Origin of the sequence: Haloferula sp. BvORR071 (assembly GCF_000739615.1) — a bacterium.
GTDB lineage: Bacteria > Verrucomicrobiota > Verrucomicrobiia > Verrucomicrobiales > Akkermansiaceae > Haloferula.
Window position 1 is genome coordinate 1 of record NZ_BATP01000003.1, and the last position, 25,369, is coordinate 25,369.

The window sequence follows — 25,369 nt, forward strand, 5'->3', positions numbered from 1 at the left end:
CCGTCCGGTTGATGCCGTGAAGGACACCAAGTGCAAGATGCTCTTCATCCACGGCGACCGCGACGGCACCATCCCGCCCTGGCAATCCCAGCTCCTGCTCGACCAATGCGCGCCGGGGCAGGGGCAGCGTATCCTGCTTCCCGGCGTCGGCCATGGCGGTGTCATGTGGAACCTGCCGGAGGAGACCGGTGACCAGGCAATCCGCTTCTTGTTAGAGCAGTCGCGGTAGATCGAAACCGCGCGCGCCTACCTCAGTTCGCAGGCCCATAGACCTCCAACTCGCTGAGGAAGGAGTGGTTCTCGCTGTAATTGTCCTGGCGCTCGTGATGGTCCGGGAAGGTCGCACGGACGAAGCGGGCATTCCGCTTGTCGAAGCGCAGCTCTTTGCGCGTCTCGGTCTTGCCAGCGAACTCCTGCTTGCCTGCTTCCTGGAACTCCTTGCCGTCCTCGCTCAAGGAGATCACCACCGTTTTGGTAGAGCCAAATCCCGGCACGCCGAAACGCACCGCCTGCACCGGCCGGGAGCGACCCAGATCGATGGTCACGTATTTCGGGAATTGATCCGAGGCTCCGGTGGCGAAGCAAGTGCCAGCACCACTCCACCAGTTGCCGTCGGTGAGACCGGAATCCCAGCCACTGCGATTTGGATCGCTGGAGGTGAAGGGCCGCTGGCGGGCGACATTGCGCCCCATTCCGGGCTCATCCGGCCAATGGGTGTGGAAGGCCGCTGCGGGGAGTCCCTCTTTGTTCATCAGGTTCGGTTCGGCCGTTTGTGACCATGCGAACCGCGCCATCGTCGGCTGTTGCACCTCCGCGCTCTTCAGGATGATCACCGGCTCGTTTCCGGCGATCTCCGCGGTAGCCGGCTTGAAGTTCCAGTCCGGCCCGGCGACTTCGAAGAGATCCGGAGCTTTCTGGTCACGGGTGGCGAGACCGGTCGGGGCGCTCTTGAAGTGAATCCGGATCGTGTCGCCCGTCGCTTCGTAGCTCTCGAACATCGGCCCGGATTTCACAATGCCCTGCTTGCCGTAAGTGTCCGCCAGCGCCCACAGCGAGAGCCGCCGGCCCACCTCGGATTTATTCTTCGGGTGAATGTCTCCCGGGTTGCCGATGTCCATGGTCACGGCCATCCCCGTATGGGGTATTTTCAGGGCCTCTTGCTGGGCGATCCAGAGGCCTTGGAGGGCCCCCTGGCGGTTGTCCCCGTAGTTATACGGGGCCAGTTGCACGTAGTAGAACGGCGCATCGGGCACGTTGAATTGCTTTCGCCAGCCCTTGATTAGAGCCTCCATCTTGAGGGTGTAGAGCAGATCCTCGCCAACATTCGATTCCCCCTGATACCATAGGAACCCGCGCAGGGCGTAAGGCACCAGTGGATGGATCATCGCTTGGTAGGTCCCCAGCGCTTGGTTCGAGCCCACTTGGAGCATCGGTGGTGCGGCTGGCTGGGCAGGCAGGGACTTCTTCTCGGCGAGGGCGCGCTCGGCGTTGTCCACCCACGAGCGGGTCGCGGCTAAATGGCGGCGCATCGCGTCGTCATACTTCTGCGTGCCTGGCGTGCGAGCATTGCGGAATTCGCGCATCTCCTGGAGGTCCTCAATGCCGTCGAAGCCTTCATCGGCGAACCATGGCTCGATGCGTGAGCCGCCCCAGGAACTGTGGATGATTCCCACTGGGACGCCCAGCTCCTCGGTCAGACGGCGGCCGAAGAAATAGGCGACGGCGGAGAATTTGGCGGTGTTTTCCGGCGTGGATTGCTGCCAGGAGCCTTCGAAATCGTTCAGGCGATAAGGTGAAACCTTCTTGGGCACGGTGAGCAGGCGGAGGAGGGGAGTCTGTCCCGACTTGGCGAGATCCTGATCCTCTTGGCGGGCTCCGTTCACGGCCAGTTCCATGTTTGATTGGCCGCTCGCCAACCACACTTCCCCGACCAAGACATCCTTGAATTCCAGTTGGTTTCCGCCGTCCTCCGCGACTTCGATCGAGCGCGATTCAGCGCTCGCGGGCAGGGGATCGAGCTCGAGCTGCCAGGTCGAATCGGGCTTGGCCTCGGTGGACTTTTCCTGGCCCGCGAATTTGACTGTTACCTTCTTGCCGGGCGTTGCCCAACCCCAGACCGGGACCGGGCGGTCGCGTTGGAGCACGGCGCCGGTGGTGAAAACTTTCGGCAGACGGACCTCGGCGGCGGCCGGAAGCACCACGGCGGCGAGAGCGAGAATCAGGGGTCGAATCATCTGAAGCCCATTACGGAGGCGTGGCGGGGCTTATACCAGCGTGGAATCACCTGCTGTGGTGTGCTGGCCAATTTGGACGAGATTCCGGCCCGAATCCGCATATTCCCGGGAGGCCCTGCCTTCCAAAGTCAGATGTTGAGATCTTAGGATTTCTTGGTACAAACAGGTTCCGGAGGCTGAGTCGGTTGTCAGTTTTCCTTTCTGTAACTGCTCTGCCGTGCCGGAATTCTCTTAGCTGTCCCCGAAAAACCCATGCTGTCCCCGAAACGCACCCTTGCGATCGCATGTGTGATGCTGATCGCTGTCGCCGCCATATTGCTGCGGCCCAATGCGCCCCGCCTCCAAACCCCTGAGAGCTTAGGCGAGGACTCGGTTGCAAGACGAGTTTCTGTTGGTGAAGAAACTGTCGCAGAAAAGGAGCCTGCCGGTTTCGGCGAGTGGGCCGCGGAGAAGGTGGTGGAGCCGGATTTTGCCAAGATCGCAGCGTTTGATGGCTGGCTGGAGCGCTGGCAGGCGGCGGCCCCGGAAGAGCGACGGGGGATGAGGGCGGAGGGCCGCAAGCTGGCAATCGAGCGGCGGCCGGAGTTCAAGGCGCTGATCGCCACCGACCCGCGTGAGGCACTGGAGCGGGCGGTGCCACGGGTGGTCCGCCAGGATCTGCCAGCGGCGATTGCCGATGCACTGGAGTCGCCGGTCTCCGCCACCGGTGACTATAATGTCTATCTCGGCAAGCCCTCGGAGGAGAAGGTTGTGCCGAAAGATGGCCTGACGCTGCGCTACTTCGAGGCTCAAGGCGTGAGCTACAAGGCGCGCGTCTTCGGCGAGATGGCACCGGTGATGTCGCGCAAGCAGATCCCGCTGCGCGGTGTGGCCGTGGACCGCGAACTTGCGGTGGCAGAGAGCCCGCTGCGCCGCTTGGAGACCGGCGAGCGGATCCCGGCAGGAACCAAGGTCGAAGACGTTTGTCCGGTCTCGGGAGAGACCACCGAAGAGGTGGCCTCCGGTGAAGCGGTCAGCGATGCGACGCCTACGGTTGAGGTCGGAGAGCGGATTATCACGCTCTGCAATGGGTCGCACGTGACCGTGCTCGACGAGAAGTACCGGACCTTGGTGCAGGCCAGCGGTGCTGGTGGTCCGGCCTTCTTCATGGACAATTTCCCGGGCACTTCGTCGCGCGCGATTGGCAACTTCCGCTGCCTCTACATCCGTGCGACCTACCCGGACCAAATGGCCCAGCCGAACACGGAGGATGAGGCCATCGAGGACATGCGCAACAACGCTCGCTATTACCTCGAAAGCTCCTATGGCAAGATGACTTCGACTTCTACGGTCACGCCGCTGATCGTGCTGCCGCAGACCTTGGCATGGTACATCGCCAAGGACTCCGAAGTGGATGGCTTGGGCGTGATGCAAACCCAAGCTCGCAACGAGGCCCGCAAGCTTGGATACGATTCCACCCAGTATAACTGCGTGATTGTCCGCGTGAATGGCGGCCTGCGTTCCGGCGCCTCATGGGGCGGTGGTGACAGCGTGTGGCTTGGTTGGGGCGGGATGGACGTGATCAACCACGAGTGCGGTCACTCGCTGGGCCGCAGCCATGCGAACTTCTGGGAAACCAATGACGGCACTCCCTACGGCAACGGCGCAAACCAGGAGTATGGCAATTCCTTCGACGTGATGGGCGGCGGGGGTGGCTTTGGCGCCCACTACAATACCTTCAGCAAGCGCGCTCTCGGCTGGTTGCCGGACAACTACGTCCACTTGCCCAAGACCAATGGCGTCTTTCGCCTCTACGCCTACGACCAGCCACGGTTGGAAGAGGGCAAGCGCTATGCCCTGAGCGTCGCGAAGGACAGCATCCGCACCTACAATCTCGAATATCATCCGGCCAAGGTGGCTGACCAAGCCCTGGTGATCTACGGCGGCATGGGCAGCAATGCCGGTCACCTGATCGACGTCACTCCCGGCAGTGCCGGCGGCAAGGCTGATGGCGGTATTAAGATCGGCCGCACCTTCTCCGATCCCGAGTCCGACCAGAACTTCACGGTGATCGCGAAGAACGACACCTCGCCTCCCTCGCTGGATCTCGCCTATTTTCGCGGGCCCTTCCCTGGTAACCAAGCGCCGGTAGCCAGTCTCGGCGCGAGCGCCACCAGCATCACGACCGGCGGCAGCGTGACCTTTACCGTCACTGCCAGCGATCCGGATGGCGACGCACTGGCCTACGACTGGGAATTTGATGACGGCCAGACTGCCGCGAATGCCGCAGTGGTGACGCGGACCTTCAGCACCACCTCGCAAGTGACCGCGATGGTGACGGTCTCCGACATGAAGGGGGCGACCACGCGTCGGCACGTGGTGATCAACGTGGGTAACCACGGCAAGCAAACCATCACGGGGAACATATCGTGGAATGGCCAGCCGCTGCAAAACGTGAAGGTGAGCAATGGCACCAAATACGCCTTCAGCGATGCCGACGGAAACTATGCGCTCTCCGGAATCGCAACCGGCTCGGCGACCCTTACCGCGACGCGGAACGGATACGTCTTCACTCCTTCCTTCACAAATCCGCTGACCGTCGTTGCCGGTGCCAACACCGCCAACTGGACTGCCGGCAACTCGACCTTCGTTACCATCACCAAGGACGTGGATCCAGTGGAAGGCGGCGTGAATGGCAGCTTCACGCTGAGCCGCACGGGCGACACCACCAATGCTCTCACGGTGCGCGTCTCGCCGGTGAGTGGCACTGCAACCCGGAATACCGACTACACGTTTACGCCGGACTACGCGACCGACGGTTCCTACCGCAGCTTCACCATCCCGGCCGGGTCGGCCTCGCTGGCAGTGACGGTCACGCCGACCAACGACACCACGGCTGAGGGGCCGGAGACGATCCTTCTCCAGATCGCCTCGAATGGGACCTACCTTTCGAATTCCACCAACCAGATGGTGATGACCTTGGTGGACAACGATACCAGCCTGCCGCAGGTCTCGGTTCTGCCGACCGATCCTTATGGCATGGAGTTCCCGGCGGACAATGCCAGCTTCACCTTCAAGCGAACCGGCTCCACTGCGGCTGCCCTCAATCTCAACGTAAGCTGGAGCGGCACCGCCAGCAACGGCACCGACTATACTACACTAGGCACCACGGTGACTATTCCGGCCAACCAGAGCTCGGTGGTCGTCAATGTGGTCCCGATCAATGACAGCACGATCGAGGTGCCTGAGACCGTAATCGTGACGATCAACACAAATGCCGCCTATGTTCGCGACAGTTCCGCGAACTCGGCCACGGTGACCTTGAGCGACGATGATACTCCGGTGGTCACCGTGGAGGCGATCGATCCTACGGCTTCGGAAGCGGGCGACACCGGAATGTTCCTGATTACCCGCAGCGGTAGCACCGCGGCCCCGCTGAAGGTTTACTATGGCCTTTCGGGCAGTGCTTTCCATGGCACCGACTATGCGCGGCTGAGCGGTGAAGTGACGATCCCTGCCGGCTCCGCAAGCGCTCCAGTGGTGATCACTCCCTGCAACGATGATCTCGCTGAACCGGTCGAGGAGGTGACCTTGGCGGTGACCACCTTCGACAATGCCTACAGCCTGGGCAAAGCTTTCCAGTCGACGGTCGATATCGCGGACAATGCCGACACCCCGCTGGTGTCGGTCCGTGCCGGGAATGTCGGCACCGAGGGCGGCTCGAATGCCACGGTGATCTTCCGGGCGATCAGCTCCACGACCGGCAGCGTGACCGTGAACTACACGGTCAGTGGCTTGGCCACATCCGGCAGCGACTACACGGCTCTCTCCGGCTCGATCTCGGTGTCGCTCAATGGCACGACCGACACCACGCTGACCATTCCGGTGATCAACGACGCGGTGGCCGAGCCCAGCGAGACGGTCAAGGTCAGCATCACACCTAGCGCGAACTACCGCGTCTATAACGACGGCTCCGCCGAGGCGATTATCCGCGACAACGACAGTGGGGACCGGGTGTCGGTTTCCGCTTACAACTCTGGCGCCGCCGAAGGAGGGAGCGCTGGCAAGTTCTACATCGCGCGGGCTGGCAGTACCGGTGACCTGACAGTCAATTACAGCCTCTCCGGGACCGCGACCGATGGCTTGGACTACACGGGCCTTACAGGCTCCGTGGTGATCCCCGATACTGCAACGGGCTCGGTGGTGACCTTCACACCGGTGGACGACGTCCTGGCCGAAGGCACCGAGAAGCTGACTCTAAGCATCGTTGCGGGTGCCGGTTACGGCGTGGACCGGCCGGCCTCGGCGACGCTTGAGATAGCGGACAATGATGCCCTGACTGTGAGCGTGGGCTTCCAGGCGGCGAGCTCCGCGACCAGCGAGCAGCCGGGCGCGAACGGCGAGTATCGCGACATCCCGGTAACGCTCTCGGCGGCCTCGGTGAATACTGTGACCGTGGACTATGTTTCCGGTGGCGGCAGTGCAACCGGCGATGATGTCGACTGGGCCTTCGCGGATGCGGCCAATGGTAACGCCATCATCCCCGGCGGCACCCTGGTGTTTTCGCCGGGCGTGACCACCCAGAACATCCGGATCCGGGTGAAGAATGACGGTGTCTCCGAGGCTGCGGAAACCGCGCTGCTTGAATTGCGAGCGCCCAATCAAGCAGGTCTCAACAGTAGCCTGAACAAGCATAGCCTGCTGATCTTCGACGGCGTGGTGCCCGCACTGGTCACCGAGGAACGCTGGTCTGGTAACACGGTTTATAATAACCAGACTTGGAGCAGCGTGACGCCGATCTACAGCGGGCTGCTCACGACTTTCACCACGCCGATCGACGTTGCCGACAATTACTCACGGCGATTGACCGGCCAGATCGTGGCACCTGTCACCGGCCAGTATCGTTTCTGGATCGCCTCCGATGACGCCTCGCGGCTCTACCTGAGCACGACCTCCAGCTCGGCGAACAAGGTGCAGATCGCGACGATGTCGGGGGCGGTGGGCTATCAGGACTACGATGCTGGCGCGCAATCCGGGCTGATCAGCCTGACCGCGGGGCAGTCCTACTACATGGAGGTCCAGCACCAGGAAGGCGGCGGGGGAGATCATGTTTCGGTGGCATGGCAGGTGCCGGGCTTCTCACGGACCCCGATCCTGAGCCCGGCCGTGGATATCGCTCCGCGGACCGTGCGCTTCGTCACCGGCGCGAGCACGCGGCGTGAGAGCGACGGTAGCGAGCCGCTGCTGATGGCCGTGCTTGACCGGCCGGCAGGAAGTACGGCGATCACGGTCAATTACAGCGTGAGCGGCACTGCAGCCGCTGGCAGCGACTTCACCTTGGCAGCGGGGACCCTGAGCTTCGCTACGGGTGAGCAGATGAAGCTGCTGCCGTTGTCGCTGCTCGCGGATGCGGGCAACGAGGCACCGGAAGCCATTACGGTGACGATGACGGGTGCGAACGGTGCGACCATTGCTTCGCCCTCGGCGCACACGATCACTCTGATCGATGCGGCGGCACCGACGGTCGAGCCCTTGTTCGCAACCGTGACCTCGTCCACCGCGACAGGCACCGTACTGGGGACGATGGCGACCACACCGGCAGCCGGCCGGACCATTGCCTCCTGGTCGATCGTGGCGGGCAATTCACCAGCCAACTTCGCGATCAATGCCAGTGGTCAGGTGACACTTCTGACCACGGCCTCGCTGCCGAATCCCGGAGCGCGGCAGCTGGTGGTGCGGGCTACGGACAACCTCGGAGCCACCGGCGATGGCGCGGTGAATGTCGTCTGCAATGCACCAGCCAACAAAGTGGTGGAGCGCCGCTGGGCAGGGAACACCGCCTTCTGGAACGAGGATTGGACTGGAAGCTCGAGCTTCAGCGGGACCCTCAGCACCTTCACGACCTCGCAGGGCGTGGCCGATGACTATTCGCGGCGCCTGACCGGCCTGCTGGTGCCGCCGACCACGGGTGACTACACCTTCTGGATCGCGGGTGACGACGATTGCCGCCTTTATCTTGGAACCGGCAGCGGCTCCGCGAGCAAAGTGTTGATTGCCTCGGTCGACGGTTATTCCAACTTCCAGGCTTGGGATTCGCAGGGCACGCAGAAGTCCGAGCCGGTCACCCTGCAGGCAGGCAAGGTCTATTGGCTGGAGGCCCAGCAGCGCGAGGGCGGCGGCGGCGATCACGTCTCAGTCGCATGGTCCGGACCGGCTTTCTCGCGGGTGAGTCTTCCGGCGAGCGCATTGTATCCCTTCAACGCAGCCGCAGATTTCGGCCCACCGCCGGCCGTGCCGACCGTGGTGCTCAGCGAGCCGCTCGCGGGCGCAAGCTACGAGACGGGCAGCAGCATCCCGATCAGCGCCAATGTGGCGGGCGGAAGCCAAACCGTGACCGCGGTGGAATTCTACCGTGGTGCCACGCTGATCGGTTCGGACAGCAGTGCTCCCTACTCGGTCACTTGGAACAACGCCACCGCGCAGGGCACGCACGCGATCACAGCGAAGGTGATCTTCAGCGGGGGCGGTGTCAGTTCTTCGCCGGTCTCGATCACGGTGGCCAATCCCGATCCTGCGCTCGATCCCGATGGCGACGGCTTCAACACGGGAATCGAGCTCGCCTTCGGCACCAACCACAACTCGGCGGCATCCCAGCCACCGGCGATCTATCAGAACCTGCGCGCGTGGTGGAAGCTGGATGAAACCAGCGGGGTCATCGCCGATGACTTCACTGGCCGTCCGCAGGATGGCAATGTGAGCGGTGCCACCTGGACCACCGGAACGAGCGGCAATGCGCTGAACTTCGACGGTGTAGATGACGGCATCTTCGTGGGGAATTCCGCCGCGCTCGTTGGAAGCGGGAATCTCTCGGTTTCGGCTTGGGTAAAGGTCGATCCCGGCTCCCCCCTCGGCACCGTGATCCAGCAGCGTGAGGGCGGGGTGGATGGCAACCAGGGGCAGTATCAGCTCAACGTGAATGCCAACGGCACGGTCAATTTCTTCATCTACAACAACAGCACCTATCAGTTCGACCTGACGACCAGCGGCACGGTGAACGACGGCCAGTGGCACCATCTGGCTGCGACTCGTGCCGGCAGCGTCGGAACCGTCTATGTCGATGGCGTGCAGGCCGCGCTTGGCAGCGGCGCGGTTCAGCCCTTGGTTTCGCGGGCGGTGTCGATCGGCTACGACAACCGCGACTCTAACAAATACTTCCACGGACGGATCGACGATCTGCGGATCTACGAGCGTGCCTTGAGCGCCGCGGAAGTGGATAGCTTGGTTCCGAACCGCACGCCCTTTTTCACCAGCAGTCCGGTGGTGAAGGCCGCAGCCACGGAGGATTCGGCTTACTCCGGATCTCTGGCCGCAGATGCGATCGACCCCGATTATGGCGACACCCTCAGCTTCACCAAGATGGGCGGGCCGCTGTGGCTCTCTGTCGCCGGTAATGGGACCCTTTCCGGAACTCCAGGGAATGGCGATGTTGGCAACAATACCTTCTCCGTGAAGGTCTCTGACGCGGGCGGGGCGGAGAGCTTGGTGAATCTCACGATCGCTGTGACCAATACCAACGATGCACCCGCATTCAATGCCGACCCGATGGCGGGTATTGCTGCGACGGAGGATGTCATCTATTCGGCGTCCCTCGCGGCTTCTGCGAGCGACCCCGATCTCGGGGACAGTCTCACTTATGAAAAGGTCTCCGGTCCGGCGTGGTTGAACGTGGCGGCGAGTGGTGCGGTCAGCGGCACACCCGACAATGGCGACGTCGGTTCCAACAGCTTTGTGGTCCGGGTGAAGGATGTCTCCGGCACGAGCGATGATGCGACGCTTACGATCCATGTGGTGAACGTGAATGATCCGCCGACCTTCGCCAGCGGCACACTCACCGGAACGGCTGCCACCGAGGATGTTGCTTACAGCGGAAGCGTGGCCGGCAGCGCCAGTGATGTGGATGCGGGCGAGACGCTGGTTTACTCGAAAGCCGCGGGCCCGGATTGGCTGGTGGTCGCTGCGGGTGGAGCGCTATCCGGCACACCGGCGAATGGCGACGTGGGCACGGGGCTCTTCACGATCCGCGTGACCGACAGCGGCGGTGCTCATGCCGAGGCCGCCCTCTCGATCAGTGTTGCCAATGTGAATGACGCTCCGGTCTTCGCGGTGAATCCGATGACGCGGCCCGCGGTGTATGAGGAGACTGCCTATGGCCCGGCGAGTCTCGCCGGAAGTGCGACGGATGCGGATGCGGGAGACTCGATCATTTATTTGAAGACCGGCGGTCCGGAGTGGCTGCAAGTGGCGGCGGACGGTGCGCTCAGCGGCACGCCACCCGCGGGAAGCTCGGGTATCAATAGCTTCACGGTGCAGGCGAAGGACTTGGCGGGAGATTTTGCCGAGGCGACCCTGCTGATCGAAGTGCTGAACGACGAGCTACCACTGCCGTGGGAGGCCGATGGCGTGGGGAGTGGCAGCTTGGAAGGTAGCGCCACGTATATGGGTGGCGTCTATACGGTCGCCGGGTCCGGTGCTCTGACGGGTCGCAATGACCAGTTCAACTTCGCCTGGCAGACGATCAGCGGTGATGGCTCGGTGACCGCGCGGATCCAGAGCTTGGACAATACTGGCGCCAATGCGCGTGTGGGAGTGATGATCCGCGATACGATGGCTACGAACTCGCGGCAGGTCTTCATCGGTTTGGATGGCAGCGGCGGCTACCGTTGGGTTCGCCGCACCGGTCTGAGTGGCAACACTTCCACCTCTGGCAGCGGCGCTGCTATCGTGCCTGGTGCGTGGGTGCGGCTGGTGCGCAGTGGAAGCGTCATCACCGCCTTCAAGAGTGCCGATGGCGTGAATTGGACGACAGTCGGCAGCCTCACTGCGGATCTGCCGGAGACCTGTTACGCGGGGCTGGCGGTCGCCAGCGGCGGCAATGACACCCTCAATACTTCTCAGTTTTCCAGCGTGACAGTGACTCCTTGAGTCGGAAAACTGGTTAGCTTTTCAGCGCTTGCACTTGCAGATGCAATCTGCAAGATAGAGGTGATCGGTCAACTTACGTTGATTTTCACCCCCGATGAGGCGGATTTCCGCGACCTTGGCCGCTCTGCTGGCCGCTGCAACCTTCGCATTCGTTGCTTTGTATGCAACGAAGCCAGGGACGGTCGCGCATGCGATCACGCAAGGATCGCCAAGCCCGGAAACCGAAGGAATTTCAAGCAAAGCGCGCGATAGCGGACAGGCCGGGAAGACTACGAATCCAGCGGAGTCCGGGATGCCCTTGGGCCAAGACTTTCTGGATACCGCCGTTGCGGACGGCGGCTTCCACCTCAAGCTCCCGGATGGCGAGGAGCTCCGCGGCGACACGCGGATGCTAAACTCCGATGAACGCGGCGTGTTAATGTTGGATGGTTGTCTGACAACTCCGCGACCGGGGCGTTTCTTCTTCTCACGCCAGACCGCGGACGGGGTGGCAGGCCGTCTGGTAGGACATATCCTTTTCGACGGCGAAGAGATGGGATGGAAGGTCGAGCCTTCCGGTCCGGGCCGGAGTCCTCGCTTGGAGCGAACCCATCGCGACTCGATCATCTGCGTAAATTACCGGATGCCTGAGGCGGCTTCTGCTGCTGCGGCCGCCGAGTATGCGCCGGAGGCCCATCCGCTGGATATTCCTCTGCCTGCCTATCAAACTATCGTTCCTCTGCAGAGCCTGCCAAGGGCGAGCGCCGTGGTCTACCTCGACTTCGACGGCGAGAAGGGCCCTTTCCCGAGCTGGGGGGATTTCGATGCAGCGGCACCGGGCGTGACGAACGAACAGGTGAAGCAGGTCTGGCAGATGGTCTGCGAGGACTTTCAAGGCTTCGAGCTGAACGTCACCACGGATCGCAAGGTCTTCGAGAACGCCGAACCGGGCAGTCGCCAGCACGTGATCATCACTCCGACGAATACCGCCGCACCCGGTTTCGGCGGGGTTGCACAAGTGAGTTCATTCAACTTCACCGCGGACATTCCCTGCTGGGCCTTTTACAGCACCGGCAAGTACTGCGCCGAGGTGATCTCGCACGAAGTGGGGCACACCTTGGGCCTCAGTCACGACGGTCGCAACACGGTGCCCGCCGAAGACTACTATCTCGGCCACGGCTCGGGAGAGACCGGCTGGGCCCCCATCATGGGTGCTGCCTACTACGAGAACGTCACCCAGTGGTCGAAGGGCGAGTATGCCTTGGCCAATCGCACCCAGGACGATCTCGCGATCATCGTCTCGAACAACAACGTCTACTATCGTGACGATGATATCGGCGACGATCTCGATGATGCACGGTATCTTGAGATCGCCGATGACGACAGCGTCTCGAACGAGGGCATCATCGAGACCCGTGCCGATGTCGATGCCTTCCGCTTCCGCACGACGGGCGGCCACGCCATGCTGCAACTCGATCCCGTAGCGCTGAATCCCAATCTGGATATTCTGGCGGAGCTGGAGGACTCAAATGGAGATTTGATTGCCAGCGCCAACCCCCAGGAAACACTGAGCGCCACGATTGAGGTGGAGCTCCCCGCGGGCGAATACGCGCTGAAGGTTAGCGGCACCGGTTGCGGCAATCCCTTTCTGGATGGCTATTCGGACTATGCCTCCTTGGGGACCTACTTCGTGCACGGCAGTGTCGAAGGCGGAGAGAAGCCGGCCCGCTTTGCGATCAGTGAACACAGTAGTGAAGGAAGCGCGGTCGGGAGCGTCGCTCCGCGGAATGACCACGGGACCGCTGCCCTGACTTGGAGCATCGTGTCGGGCAATTCGTCGGGAGCCTTCGTAATCGATTCGGAGACCGGCCTGCTGACGGTAGCAGAGAGTGCGGAACTCGATTTCGCCACGCTGTCCACGCGCTGGGATGTCCCGGCGACTTTCGAACTGCGAGTATCCATCAAGGATGCGGATACTCCCGGCTTGAACGAGGTGGTCCGGGTTGTGATCACGCTTGCAGATGTGAACGATCCACCCGTGGTGCCTCCGGTTTCGTCCATCGTGCTGGAGCGGACTCGTCCCGGGACAGCTCTGCTTACGGTCGAGTCAACGGATCCGGATCGCTTTGATCAGCCGGTCTTCGCTATCACCGGTGGCAATGAAGCCGGGTGGTTCAGCATCGATCCCCAGAGCGGAGTCATTTCAGCGTCGGAGACGGGAGTCGGCGAAGTCGAAGACACCACCGAGGTGGTTCTCGAGGTCCAAGTCAGCGATCAAGGCTCGCCGCCTCTAACAACGATCTCCCAGGCCACCTTGACCGTGATTGGCATCCCTGCGGGCCAGGTTCCGGGCGGTATCGTGCGGACCTACTACGAAGGGATTTCGGGCAACTCGGTGAGCAGTTTGCTTGCGGACAGCTCGAAATGGCCGGACCTACCCGATAGCGAGGAATTCCTCACCAGCTTCGATGCAGGACAGCACGGGGACAATTTCGGCAGTTCGCTCCACGGCTTCTTCATTCCCCCGTTCAGCGGGAATTACCGCTTCTGGATCGCTTCGGACGGCTCAAGCCAGCTCTTCCTCAATGCTCCGCCTCATGGCTCCGGAGCCAGTCCGATCGCCTCGGTGAGTGGGGCCACCGCGCCGCGCGATTGGGTGGACAATGCGCCCTACCGGTCCTCGCCGGTTTCTCTGATTGCGGGACAGCCCTGCCGGATCGAGGTCCTGCATAAGGAATCGACCGGAACCGATCATGTGTCAGTGGCTTTTTCCGGTCCGGGGATCCCGAAGCAAATGCTTACCGGGAAGTATCTGGCACCGGAGTATCTAAATTACCCACCAAAGGTCGCCCCGGTCCAATTCACGATCAGTGAGGACGCCTTCGCGGGACAAGAAGTCGGCAGCGTAACGGTCGTGGATGCGAACAGCGACGATAGCTACGAAGGCTACACGATTCTCTCCGGCAACGAGGACGGTCTATTCAATATCGATGCGGAGAGCGGCAAGATCAGCATCGCAGTGCGGGGCCTGCTGGACGCCCAAGCTCAGCCGCATCGCACGCTGGTGGTTGGAGTGACCGATAACGGTTCTCCTCCTCGCAGTGGCAGTGGGGAGATCGCCGTGACAGTAACTCCGGCCGGCGTGGTCTCCGGCAGCGGGATCCGGCAGCAGATTTGGGACGGGATCGAGGGCAGCCACCTCGATGACCTGACCGAGAGTAGCAAGTATCCCTTCCTCCCGGACCGGATTCGTACGCTGACTTCCTTCGATAGCGGAGCGAACATCGCCGACTACTACGGGTCTCGTATCCGGGCGCTGGTGACACCGCCGGTCAGCGGCTACTATACCTTCTATCTGGCGTCGAACGACCAAGCGGAGTTGAAACTGGGCGCGGACGAGGAGGCATCCAGTGCGGCCACGGTCGCCAGCGTGAGCGGTTGGACTTACTACAACCAGTGGACCAAGTATTCCACCCAGCAATCCATCCCGGTCTATCTGGAGACCGGCTCCTCCTATTACATCGAGGCCCTGCACAAGGAGGACATGGGTTCCGACCACCTCCAAGTGGCGTGGACGGGGCCGGGTATCTACACGCCTACGGTGATCCCGGGCACTTCCCTGCAGGCCTTCGATATCAATCTTACCCCGGTGTTTACACCACCCGCCACGGAATGGGCCGTGACCAAGGGCCTGAGTCAGGCGGGCGCCGTGGTCGGAACCCTCGCAGCGGTTGACCCCGAAGGTGAACCCGTGATCCACGCGATCCTCAGTGGCAATGACGATGGCGCCTTTGCCATCGATGCGGCCAGCGGAATGGTCACCTTGGCCAATCCGGCGGTCCTCGTGCTCGGCACCCGAACGCTGGGCATCGGAGCTCAGGATCGTGGGTTGGCGGGCAGCTACCCCTTCAAGACTTCGCTGATCGAGGTGCCAGTCACGGTCTTGAGCAACAATCATCCGCCGGCCTTCGACGCTGACCACCTGGTGGGTGATGCCGCCGAGGACTTGCCTTACGCTCTCCATCTCACCGCCAGCGACCCTGACGTGGACGATGTGCTCGTTTACTCCAAGGTATCGGGGCCGGAGTGGCTGTCGGTCGGTGAAGACGGGACAGTGCAGGGCGTTCCCTCTGCCAATGACATCGGCCTGAATGTCTTCACGGTCCGGGTGACCGACGCAGAAGGTGCCCATGACGAAGCCGAACTTTCGATCACGGTCACGAACACCAATGATGCGCCGGTATTCAGCGTAGACCCGGTCTATTCCGGACTCCTGCGCGAGGGCGAGGCTCTGAGCGCGTCGCCGCTGGTGGCGATTGACGAGGATGCCGGGGATACCCTGGTCTATTCGAAGACGGCGGGGCCCGCATGGTTGGTCGTCGCGGAAGATGGAAGTCTTTCCGGCACGCCGCCGCCGGGGAGTTCCGGCACGAATGTCTTCACCGTCCGCGTGACGGACTTGGCCGGGGATTTTACGGAGGCCTCGCTGGTGATTGAGGTATTGGCAGCTGTGCCCTTGCCCTGGGAGCTGGGGATTGTCGGCCCGCTGGAAGAGGGCTGGAGCAATTCCATTGGGCACGGTGCCTTCCTCGTTTCCGGAGGCGGGCAACTCGCAGGGCGCAACGATGCCTTCCAATTTGTGTGGCAACCGTTGAGTGGCGATGGGGTGATCACCGCGAGGGTCGATTCAATGGAGGACACTGGGCAGCAGGCCCGGGCGGGGATCATGATCCGCGACAGTTTGGCTGCGAATTCCCGGCACGTTTTCATCGGTCTTGCGGGCGACGGTGGTTTCCGCTGGGCGCGGCGCACCGGCCTGAATGGTAACACCTCTACTAGTTCGAGCGGTCAGGCGGTCTTCCCGGATGCTTGGGTGCGGCTAACCCGTCAAGGTGACCAGATCACCGCTTCCAAGAGTTTCGACGGGACAACATGGATCGTGATTGGCAGCCTGACAGCTGCGCTTCCTGAAACATGCTACTTCGGATTGGCGGTCGCCAGCGGCAGCCCCGGGGTGCAGAATCAGGCGCGCTTCAGCAACGTTTCCATCACGCCTTGATCCGGACCCGTCACCTGATTCTCAGCCTCATCGCACTGGCTGCTACCGCTTGCGGAAAGAAGGAACCTGCGGCCACCGTTCCCCGAAATGCCGCCGATCCCAAGGCCGCGCGCACGGCGGACCGCAGCTTGCATGGCGAGGGCGAGGATGAAGAGCCGGCCAAGGTTCTGGCTCGGACCTTTGAGGATGCGCTGGTGAGTCCGGATGCGGCCGCGCGCGAGAAAGCCCTGGAGCAGGTGGCATGGGACGGCATCGACGTGGATCCCGAACTAGCCCGCCGGGCCTACAAGGAGCTGGCTCCGGATAGTCCGGTGAAACGCAAGCTCTCGGCTCACTTCGCGATGCGTCTCGCTGAAAGCGATCCTGATGCAGCGATCGAGTGGGCCAGCGGTCTGGAAGCAGGCGAACGTACGGAATCGCTGGGACGCATCGCGGTGGTCATCTCCGCCAAGGACCCGGAGCGGGGCGCGAAGCTGGCGGCGGAACAGGTGACGGCTGGCCCGGTGCAGGACCGGGCGGTGGTGCAGGTCCTCCAGCGCTGGTCTCAGGAAGATCCGGTGGCTGCAACGGAGTGGGCAGGGGACTTTCCGGCGGGGGCGGCGCGGAGTGCGGGTCTGAAGTTCTCGCTCGGCGGGTGGCTGGAGCACGACCCGGTTGCTGCCGCGGCTTGGGTCACGGCGCGAGGCAGTGAGGAATTGCGGCTCGAATGCCTTACCGCCGCTGCAGAATCTTTAAGGGATGTGGTTCCCGAGCAGCGCACAGCGCGCGTGGCTGCCTTTGTGGATGATGAAATCCGCGGCAAGCTGGAAAAGCTGCTGGCCCAGCCGCGTCCTTGAGTGCATCATTGCCGCTGTGAGTGTGGATACCTACCTCTGTCCCGGCTGCGACAAGGAAGTGCGTGTCGGCTCGCGCTACTGTCCCTACTGCAATCCGCCGGCGAAGCGCCGCAAGAAGCACAAGAGTGCGACCAGCGGCGGCAAGCGGAGCTGGGAGCAGGATTCCGCCTATGATGGTGCGGATTTGCCGGGCGAGGACTTCGACTACGATGACTTCGTGTCCCGCGAGTTCGGCGGCAAGCCGCACCACAAGACAGGAGTGAAGTGGTATTGGTGGCTCACGGCTGCAGTGCTTCTCGGCCTGATGATATTCGCGGGCTTCCGCCTGTTTTGAGCAGGGATGATAATCCTCCGCCGGATTCCCACTTGGCAAAATCCGGGCCGGCCGCTGAACTGCTAGGCCTATGGCGGAGGCTGCGGTGGAAATCGAATACCTGCGAAAGCGCTACAAGGGCGGCTTCGAGGCGCTCAAGGGTGTCTCCCTGACCGTGCCGAAGGGCAGCGTGTTCGGGCTGTTAGGGCCTAACGGCGCTGGCAAGAGCACCATGGTGAAGTCGCTGCTGACAATCATCCGCCCCACCGAATGCCGCGGCAGCTTGCTCGGCAAGAAGATCGGGGACCGCAAGACCTTGGGCCGGGTTGGCTATTTGCCGGAGCATGCCAAGTTCCCGGAATACCTGACGGGGCGGCAGGTGGTCCTCTATTCGGCGGGCTTGGCCGGTGTCCCGGGCAAGGCCGCCCGGGAGCGGACCTCGCAGCTCTTGGATCTGGTGGGTTTGAAGGCTTGGCAGGACAAGCCGGTGGGAACCTACTCGAAGGGCATGAAGCAGCGCGCCGGTTTGGCCCAAGCACTGGTGAATGAACCCGAGATCGTCTTCCTTGATGAGCCGACCGACGGAGTGGACCCAGAGGGCCGGATCGAGATCCGCAAGATCATCGAGCGGATGCGCGCCGAAGGGCGAACAGTTTTCGTCAACAGCCACTTGCTCGCCGAGGTCGAGCAGGTCGCGGACTTCGTCGTGATTCTGGTGGGCGGGAAGATCATCCGGTCCGGCTCAATGAAAGAGCTGACCCAAGCGGAGAAGACCTTCGAGATCCGTAGCTTGGGACCCATTCCTCTTGATCTGCGCGAGAGCCTTGAAAAATCGGGCATCAAGGTGGCGGGGGACCAAGTGCTGGTTCCCGCGGCAAATGCCGGCGACGTGCAGCCGGTGATTGACGCGCTGCGAACGGCGGGCGTGGTGATCCGTGAGATGAAAGAGGCACGCTTGAGCTTGGAAGAACTTTATCTCTCCTCGATGGACAGTGCTCGTGGCGAAATGAACGGAGGTGCGGCATGAGTGCTTGGATTGCAATTTTCATGGATTCCTTCCGCCACCTGAAGGCTCGGAAGTTGTTTTGGATCACTTTTTCGGTCTCGCTCTTGGTGGCCCTGGTCTATGCCTCGATCGGCTTTGATGAAAAGGGGATGTCCGTCTTCTTCGGCTGGAAGCATTTCGAGAATCCGATTGTCCGCGAAGGTCGTCCCGAGGCGGCTGATTTCTACGTGAAGATCTTTACCGATCTCATCGTTCGTTTCTGGCTGGCTTGGGTGGCGCTTGGCTTGGCCTTGGTTTCGACGGCGGGAATCTTTCCGGATTTCATCGCAGAGGGGTCGATCGGCATACCGCTTTCGAAGCCGGTCGGACGGCTGCGCCTGTTCCTGATGAAGTTCACCGGAGCACTGCTTTTCGTGGCGCTTCAAGTCGGCGTATTCACGGCGGCGGTGTTCCTGGCGATCGGCTTCCGGGTCGGGGAATGGAATTTCACGGTCTTCTGGGCCGTGCCGCTGGTGACCTTCATCTTTGCCCTGCTTTTTTCGGTCGCAGTGTTCCTCGGTGTTTGGACGCGTTCCACGCTGTTCTCTCTTCTGGGTGCCATCGCGGTTTGGGTGATCTCCTGGTTCGTCCATCTGATGGAGGACGGTCTCTATGCCGTTGCCTACACCGCACCGCGCTCGGGGATCTCCGTCGACATGAAAACCGGCGAGACCCGCAAGACCGACGAGGAGCAGGAGACGGCCAGCGGAATGGCGAAGGCTCACGCCGCTCTCGAAGCCGCAGGCAGCCCGCTGCCCAAGACCCGGGACTGCACGATGTACCTCAGCCGCCTGATCAAGATGAAGGAGCGCGACTCGCTGCTCTCCGGCATCTCGCTTGATGAGGCGATGGCCGGCCGCCTGCGCGACCCGCGGGAACGAGAGGCGCAGAACGAGGCGGCCAAGCGTCACTCTGCCTGGTATGTCTTCGGCACTTCCTCGATTTTCGCCGCGGTCATGCTCTCACTCGCGGCGTGGATCTTCTGCCGTAGGGACTACTAGGGTTCGTTCGGCAACTTTGGCAGCTTGGGGGCTTCGATAAATTCCAGGATTCCGATCGAAGAGGGTGGTGTGCCCTTCTTGGGTGTCGCGCAGGCTGCCCGCCATGCTGCGTCGATGGACTTGGCCGGCGCTTCTGGAGCGAAGAGGGATGCAAACTCCTCTCTGCTGATCATCTCATCGTCATCGGCATCGAGATCGGCGGCAAGCCCGGCGCGCTCGCCGCGGGTGTCCTTGGCTGCCACGTAGGTTGAGAAATTCGGCAGGGTCTTCGCGCCCATCCACGCTTTGAGGTCCATGCCCGAGCCGCCTTTGGCGCGGGCCCAGAAGGCATCAACGGCTTTGGCGGGGGTGCCGGGTCTCCACATCGCGGCCACCTCATCCCGGGTGACCACGCCGTCTGGAATTTCATCCAGGTCAAGAAATGCCGCGGCACGGATGGTCCAGCCTTCGAGGGTGCGGGCCAAGGCGGGGTCACTCTTGGCCGCGATGAACTCATCAAGCGACACCTCGTCGGAAGCATCCGCATCAGCTTTCACAAAGAGCTTTTCCTTCTTGGCTGCCGGGGGATTGGCATAGATGGCTAGCCATTCCGTGGCGGACAGGCCGTGGCTGCCGTCCACATCGAAAGCGAGGAACAACGATGCGTCCGGGCCGGAAAGCAGTGAACCACTGAGGCGAAAGATGCCGACCTTGCCGACAAGGTCGGTCATCGTCTTGTCGACAGGGTTGATGCCATACATCTCGGGGGAACCGACGATGACGGTATCGCCGCTCAAGGCCAAGGATGCTGCGAAGGAGTAGTTTTCGCCTTCACCGATCCGATCCTGGCGGGTCCAGTTAGTGCCCTCGCGGGCAAAGACTTGGACCCCGCCCTTATAGCCTTCCCCATTGTAAGCTCCGACCAGTGCGACCTTGCCTTCGATGGCGACGGTCTGTCCGAAGCGGTAGCCAGTTTGGGGATCCTCCGGGGTAAAGCGAGCGACGCGCTGCCAGGAATCTCCACTGCGGGCGAAGAGATGGGCGGCGCTCGGTTGGGATAGCAAGGGATTGTCCTCGGACCCCGGGGCACCGATCAGCGCGAGCTTTCCACTCAGGGCCACGGCGGTACCAAAGCGCCGGTCGTCGTTTCCGTTCAAGGTCGCTTGATGGGTCCACCCCGCGGCACTGCGTTTGAAGACATGGGCAGCTCCCGGATCCTCGTTCAATCCCGGCGCGCCGACCGCAATGGTCGGACCCTCGATGGCAACGGAGAAACCGAATTGATCCGCATGGCCGGGAGGGCTTCCTTCAAGCTCTGCCTGCTGGGTCCACAATTGGTCGCTGCGCCCGAAGACGTAGGCGCTACCGCTGAAGTCTCCCGGCTTCGGGGCACCGATCACAGCGGTATCGGCTTTATCGTTGATCGCGACGCTGGCACCGAAGTTAACTGCCCCACCGTCCTCTGCTTCGATTTTCCTGTGCAGGTCCCATTGGCCGTTGAATCGGCCATAAATATAGGCGGCACCGGTTCCATCCAATTCACCGGGTGCGCCGGCGATCAAGATACCGTTGCGCAATGCCACCGCTGCGCCGAGGTGAATCTTGTTCTGGGTCCCGGCCGGGCTCAGCTTGGCCTCTTGTGCCCAGGTCGTGCCATTCCGGACGAAGATATAGGCACTTCCGCTCTCCATGCCTGCAGCGGTGTTGTCGGTAGCGGCTCCAATCGCACAGGTATCGCCATCGATGTCGACGGCATAGCCAAAGCGGTTGTTGAGCGCGTTGTCGCCGGCACTCAAGACACTGCGGCGGGTCCAACGGCTGCTGGTAATGTCGAAAGCCTCGGCGGCACCAGAAGGCCTTCCTGCCTCGGTCCCGCCTGCGGTCCAAGCCGCCACTCCAAAAGTTCCGCTGATGGCGACGGGAATCGTATCCCCACTGGCATCGGTCCCTTGGGGACTCACGCTTGAGCCACGAGTGAAGAAGTTGTCCTGCCGCAGGAAGCTGTAGATCGCTCCCTTTCGCATGCCTGAGTTCGTGTTCACCTGGATCTTGGCCGCACCCACGATTGCCTCGCTGCCGGAAAGCGCGACGGTGCGGCCGAAACCGTCTGCTCCTTTCGCTTGAAACGCCTCGACTCTGGCCCGTTGAGTCCAGGTATTCCCGGTGAAGGTGAAGAAATAAGCTGCTCCCGGGGCCGCCTCCGAGCCCATGTCGGCACCGACCAGCAGCCCGGTTCCGGATAGGGCGACCGACACGCCGAAGTTTTCATTGGCGGCAATCGTAAGCGGCGGCAGATCCGTCCATGTGGTTCCGGAGCGGGTGTAGAGATATACGCCACCCCTGTTGGTGAAGGCACCCGGAGTTCCCAAGGCACCCACCGCGAGAATGTTGCCATCGATCGAAATCGCCCTGCCGAAACGGGGTGGATTTCCAGCTGCTTCCGGTGGGTTGAACGTTCGCTGCAATTGCCAACCGCTGCTGCCGCGGACAAAGACATACACCGCGCCCCGGCCACCGGTCTTTTCGGTGGTGCCCACCGCAGCGCTGGTGCCGCTGAGCGAAACGACCTCACCGAAGTGATCGCCTTTGGCTCGGTTCTCGATGGTTAAGGTCGCTACCTCGACCCACACGTTCCCCTCGCGGTTAAAGACGATCGCACTGCCCGCATCGACAGCAGTGGTGCTGAGATCATCTAGCGGAGCGCCGACCAGCGCGGTGCTTCCGGAAGCGGAAAGCGCCACCGCTCTACCGAAGGCATCTCCGGCCGCTCCATTCTTCGCCCGCAGCAACGACTTGAATACCCACTTGCTGCCTTCGCGGGCGAAGACATAGGCGCTGCCGGCATCCTTCCCTTTCGGCGTGTCGTCGGAATCGGCTCCGACCAGTGCGAACAAACCGTCGACAGCCACCGATACGCCAAAGCCATCACCGGCCTCGCCCGGGCCGGTGACCGGAGGCGTCAGCGCCTGCTCGAGATTGGTGATGAGGGGATCGACGGTAAGGGGGTAGCGCGCGCCGCTGTCGTTGACTGCGAGCTGGATGCCCTCCGAAGTAGGCTTCATGGAGGAAGAGAGTTCCTTGCCATCCGCATCCCAGGCTTTGAGGCCGGAGTAATTGAGCTTGGGCGTTCCATCGGTTGAATGGAGCTCCAATGTCGCCGGATCTCCAGTGGCCACCGCATGCAGACCGGAGAGTTTCACCTTCAACTCAACCAGCTCCCCTGAACTGGCAGGGCGATCCTTCAAGGTGAAACCGTGCTCGATTCCCTCGGGGCGGTTCTCGAACCATTCGGTGACGCCATCGCCATGCCGTAGCTCGGCACGGATGCCGGTGGTGCTAAGTTCGGAGACGACTCCGCCATCGTCATACTCGAAAGCGACCTGCCGCTCATCTCGGCTCCCGATCGTGAGGCGCACACCCTCTGACGTGTAGCGTGCCGCGATGTCTTGGACGGAATGGTAGGAGAAGGCAGACACGCCTTCGTTGCCGGGCAGGGATGCTTCCTCTTCGGTCAAGGTGCTGATGCTGCGGCGGGCGATGTCGAGAGCGGACCAGAGACTCTCTTGCTCGGCCGGGGCCAAGCTTTCGAGCGCGGATGTATTGGCGGCAGCCGGGCGTGGGGAAGAAGATACTGCCGCATCGGGCTCCGATCGCCCGCGCTTGTCCGGGTTATGGCCCGGCTTGAGGATCCAAAGAGCACCGCCGAGAATGATCAGGGCGGAAATGCCGGTGCGACGGATTCGGCGCACCGGGAGTGGAGGAGTGGGGTTCATAAATGGGTGGGTTTTCTCTACAATGAATATACAATGTAGATCTTTGAGCCCACCCCGATGGAAAGAACTTTAGTGTGAAAACGGCGTGAATCCCACCCCGCATCCAAGATGCCTAGGCTCCTCTCGATTCCGGCTAGGCCGGAGCGAATACCATCGCCGTCCGCGCCGGCGTGTAGATCGCCAGCGTGCCATCCTTCGCCACCGGGTAGGTGATATTGGCATCCACCCGGTCCTGCCCGCCGAAGAAGGAGGCATCCGTATCGAGCACCAGCCGATACTCGCCCTTGCCAGGCACGGGGAACTTGTAGCCTGGGATCGAGCGGTCGATCGAAAGATTGAAGACGAAGATCAGATCGCCGCGACGAGCGCAGAGGACCTTGTTGCCCGCATCCAGGTTGAGCAGCTCTGCGCGCTCTTCACCGGGTAAGCCATGCTTCTTGCCTGTCTCGAGCATTGCGCGGTCGAAGGCACCGAGGAAGCAGTACTTCAGCGCCGGGTTGTCGGCCAGCGACCACTGGCGGCGGCAGTAGTGGTAGGACCAGCCATTGCCCTCGCGCGGGAAGTCGAGCCATTCGGGATGGCCGAATTCGTTGCCCATGAAGTTCAGCCAGCCTTCGCCACCGAGCGCGAAAGTTAGCAGGCGGATAATTTTGTGTAGGGCGATGCCGCGCTCGACGATGGGGTTCGGATCCTCCTTGCCCATGTGCCAGTACATATTCTGGTCCATTAGCCAGAAGGCTAGGGTCTTGTCGCCCACCAAGGCTTGGTCGTGGCTTTCGGCATAGGCGATGTTCGCCTCGCCATGGCGGCGGTTGCTCAGCGTGCTCCAGATCTCGCCGATGTCCCAGTCCTCGTCCGGCGTATGCTTGAGCAGCTTGATCCAGAAGTCGGGAATCCCCATCGCCAGGCGGTGGCTGAAACCTACGCCGCCATCTTGCACCGGCCGGCATAGACCGGGCATGCCGGACATATCCTCTGCTACTAGGATCGCTCCGGGCTTGAGCTGACGCGCGAGAGTGGTCGCGAGCTGGAGGTAGAGCACCGCATCGTGATCCGCCTCGTCGCCGAAGTACTTCCAGTAGTCGTCGAAGGTGGTAGCACCGCGGTTCCAGTAGAGCATCGAGGTCACGCCATCGAAGCGGAAGCCGTCGAAGCGGAAGTCCTCCAGCCAGTGACGCACATTTGAGAGCAGGAACTGGCGTACCTCCGCCCGGCCGTAGTCGAAGACCTTCGAGTCCCACTGCGGGTGGTCCCCGCGCCAGTCGGAGTGGAAGTAGAGATTGCCGGAGCCGTCGAGGTCATTGAGCCCCTCGGCATAGTTCTTCACCGCATGAGAGTGGACGATGTCTAACAGAACGGCGACCCCCAGCCCGTGCGCCGTGTCCACCAGATACTTCAGGTCCTCCGGCGTGCCGAAGCGCGAGGACGGCGCAAAGAAGGACGAGACGTGATAGCCGAAGGAGCCGTAGTAGGGATGCTCCTGCACTGCCATGAGTTGCACCACGTTGTAGCCCGCCGCGGCGATGCGGGGCAGGGTGGCATTCGCGAACTCGCGGTAGCTGTGCACGCGGCCTTCCTCGCCGGACATCCCAACGTGTGCCTCATAGATGAAGGGCACCTTCACCGAAGCGGGATCGAACTCGTGCTTCCACACATAGGGCTCCGCGGGCTCCCAGATCTGTCCGGAGAAGTCGTGGCTCTGCGGGTCTTGCACCACCCGCAGGATGCAGGCCGGAATTCGGTCGCGGCGCGAACCATCGGCCCCCACGATGTGCAGCTTCACACGCTGGCCATGGGCCAAGGCCCCGGGAGGCAGGCGCAGTTGCCAGACCCCGCCGCGGGCTGGTGCCAGTGGATGGGCCTCGCGGTCCCAGAAGTTGAAATCCCCGACCAGCGACACCGCCTTGGCCTTGGGCAGCCACTCGCGGACCATCCAGCCGCCGTCCGGCTGGCGATGGATGCCGGTCAGCTTGTGACCATTGGCATGCGCCGATAGGCTGCCGCTGCGGCCATCGATGTCCGCCACCGTCTGGTGGAAGCGATCCAAGCGCCGGGCAATGACCTCCTTTTGGGGTTCAAGCCAAGGATCATCAAGGACAAGCCGGGGTGTTTCGCTCACCCCGGCATCATGGCCGAACTTGCCGCTCCTGCAAAGTGGTGAGTGTGACGTCAGGCTTGAATGCGCCTCA

At 62.3% G+C, this 25,369-nt stretch carries 10 protein-coding genes; 7 read left to right on the forward strand and 3 right to left on the reverse strand.

Features of this window, described 5'->3' with window-relative positions:
* The coding region (locus BV071_RS01070; protein ID WP_035601005.1) for an alpha/beta hydrolase at positions 1–229 on the forward strand (229 nt) is incomplete at its 5' end.
* A gap of 22 nt (positions 230–251) precedes the next feature.
* Here the strand turns inward: BV071_RS01070 and BV071_RS01075 are convergent.
* Positions 252–2,234, reverse strand: coding sequence for a sialate O-acetylesterase (locus tag BV071_RS01075; protein WP_052572728.1), 1,983 nt, complete (start codon positions 2,232–2,234; stop codon positions 252–254).
* A gap of 252 nt (positions 2,235–2,486) precedes the next feature.
* On the opposite strand from BV071_RS01075, the gene BV071_RS01080 reads away from it, so the two are divergent.
* The 6 genes from BV071_RS01080 (at position 2,487) to BV071_RS01105 (ending at position 19,428) form a co-directional block, all read left to right on the forward strand.
* Complete coding sequence (locus BV071_RS01080; protein ID WP_035601007.1) at positions 2,487–11,195, forward strand: Calx-beta domain-containing protein; 8,709 nt, start codon at positions 2,487–2,489, stop codon at positions 11,193–11,195.
* Positions 11,196–11,487: 292 nt separating this feature from the next.
* Complete coding sequence (locus BV071_RS32275) at positions 11,488–16,233, forward strand: cadherin domain-containing protein (protein WP_265593915.1); 4,746 nt, start codon at positions 11,488–11,490, stop codon at positions 16,231–16,233.
* Positions 16,230–17,069 carry a hypothetical protein gene (locus BV071_RS01090; RefSeq protein ID WP_035601010.1) on the forward strand — a complete coding sequence of 280 codons (840 nt, stop codon included), beginning with the start codon at positions 16,230–16,232 and terminating at the stop codon, positions 17,067–17,069. The genes BV071_RS32275 and BV071_RS01090 overlap by 4 nt, the downstream gene beginning before the upstream one ends.
* 16 nt (positions 17,070–17,085) lie before the next feature.
* A complete protein-coding gene (locus BV071_RS01095; protein ID WP_265593916.1) occupies positions 17,086–17,403 on the forward strand; it encodes a hypothetical protein in 318 nt (105 codons plus the stop codon).
* A gap of 70 nt (positions 17,404–17,473) precedes the next feature.
* Positions 17,474–18,409 (forward strand): ABC transporter ATP-binding protein, encoded by a 936-nt coding sequence (locus BV071_RS01100; RefSeq protein WP_035601015.1) that lies wholly within the window; start codon positions 17,474–17,476, stop codon positions 18,407–18,409.
* Complete coding sequence (locus BV071_RS01105; RefSeq protein ID WP_035601018.1) at positions 18,406–19,428, forward strand: ABC transporter permease subunit; 1,023 nt, start codon at positions 18,406–18,408, stop codon at positions 19,426–19,428. The genes BV071_RS01100 and BV071_RS01105 overlap by 4 nt, the downstream gene beginning before the upstream one ends.
* Here BV071_RS01105 and BV071_RS01110 read toward each other — a convergent pair.
* Together BV071_RS01110 and BV071_RS01115 are read right to left on the reverse strand one after the other, a co-directional pair.
* Positions 19,425–23,180, reverse strand: coding sequence for a hypothetical protein (locus BV071_RS01110; RefSeq protein WP_035601021.1), 3,756 nt, complete (start codon positions 23,178–23,180; stop codon positions 19,425–19,427). The two genes, BV071_RS01105 and BV071_RS01110, sit on opposite strands and share 4 nt — an antisense overlap.
* Positions 23,181–23,313: 133 nt before the next feature.
* The gene (locus tag BV071_RS01115; RefSeq protein WP_035601024.1) at positions 23,314–25,299 is read right to left on the reverse strand and encodes an alpha amylase C-terminal domain-containing protein; all 1,986 of its coding nucleotides are present in this window, start codon (positions 25,297–25,299) and stop codon (positions 23,314–23,316) included.
* Between the last annotated feature and the right edge of the window lie 70 nt (positions 25,300–25,369).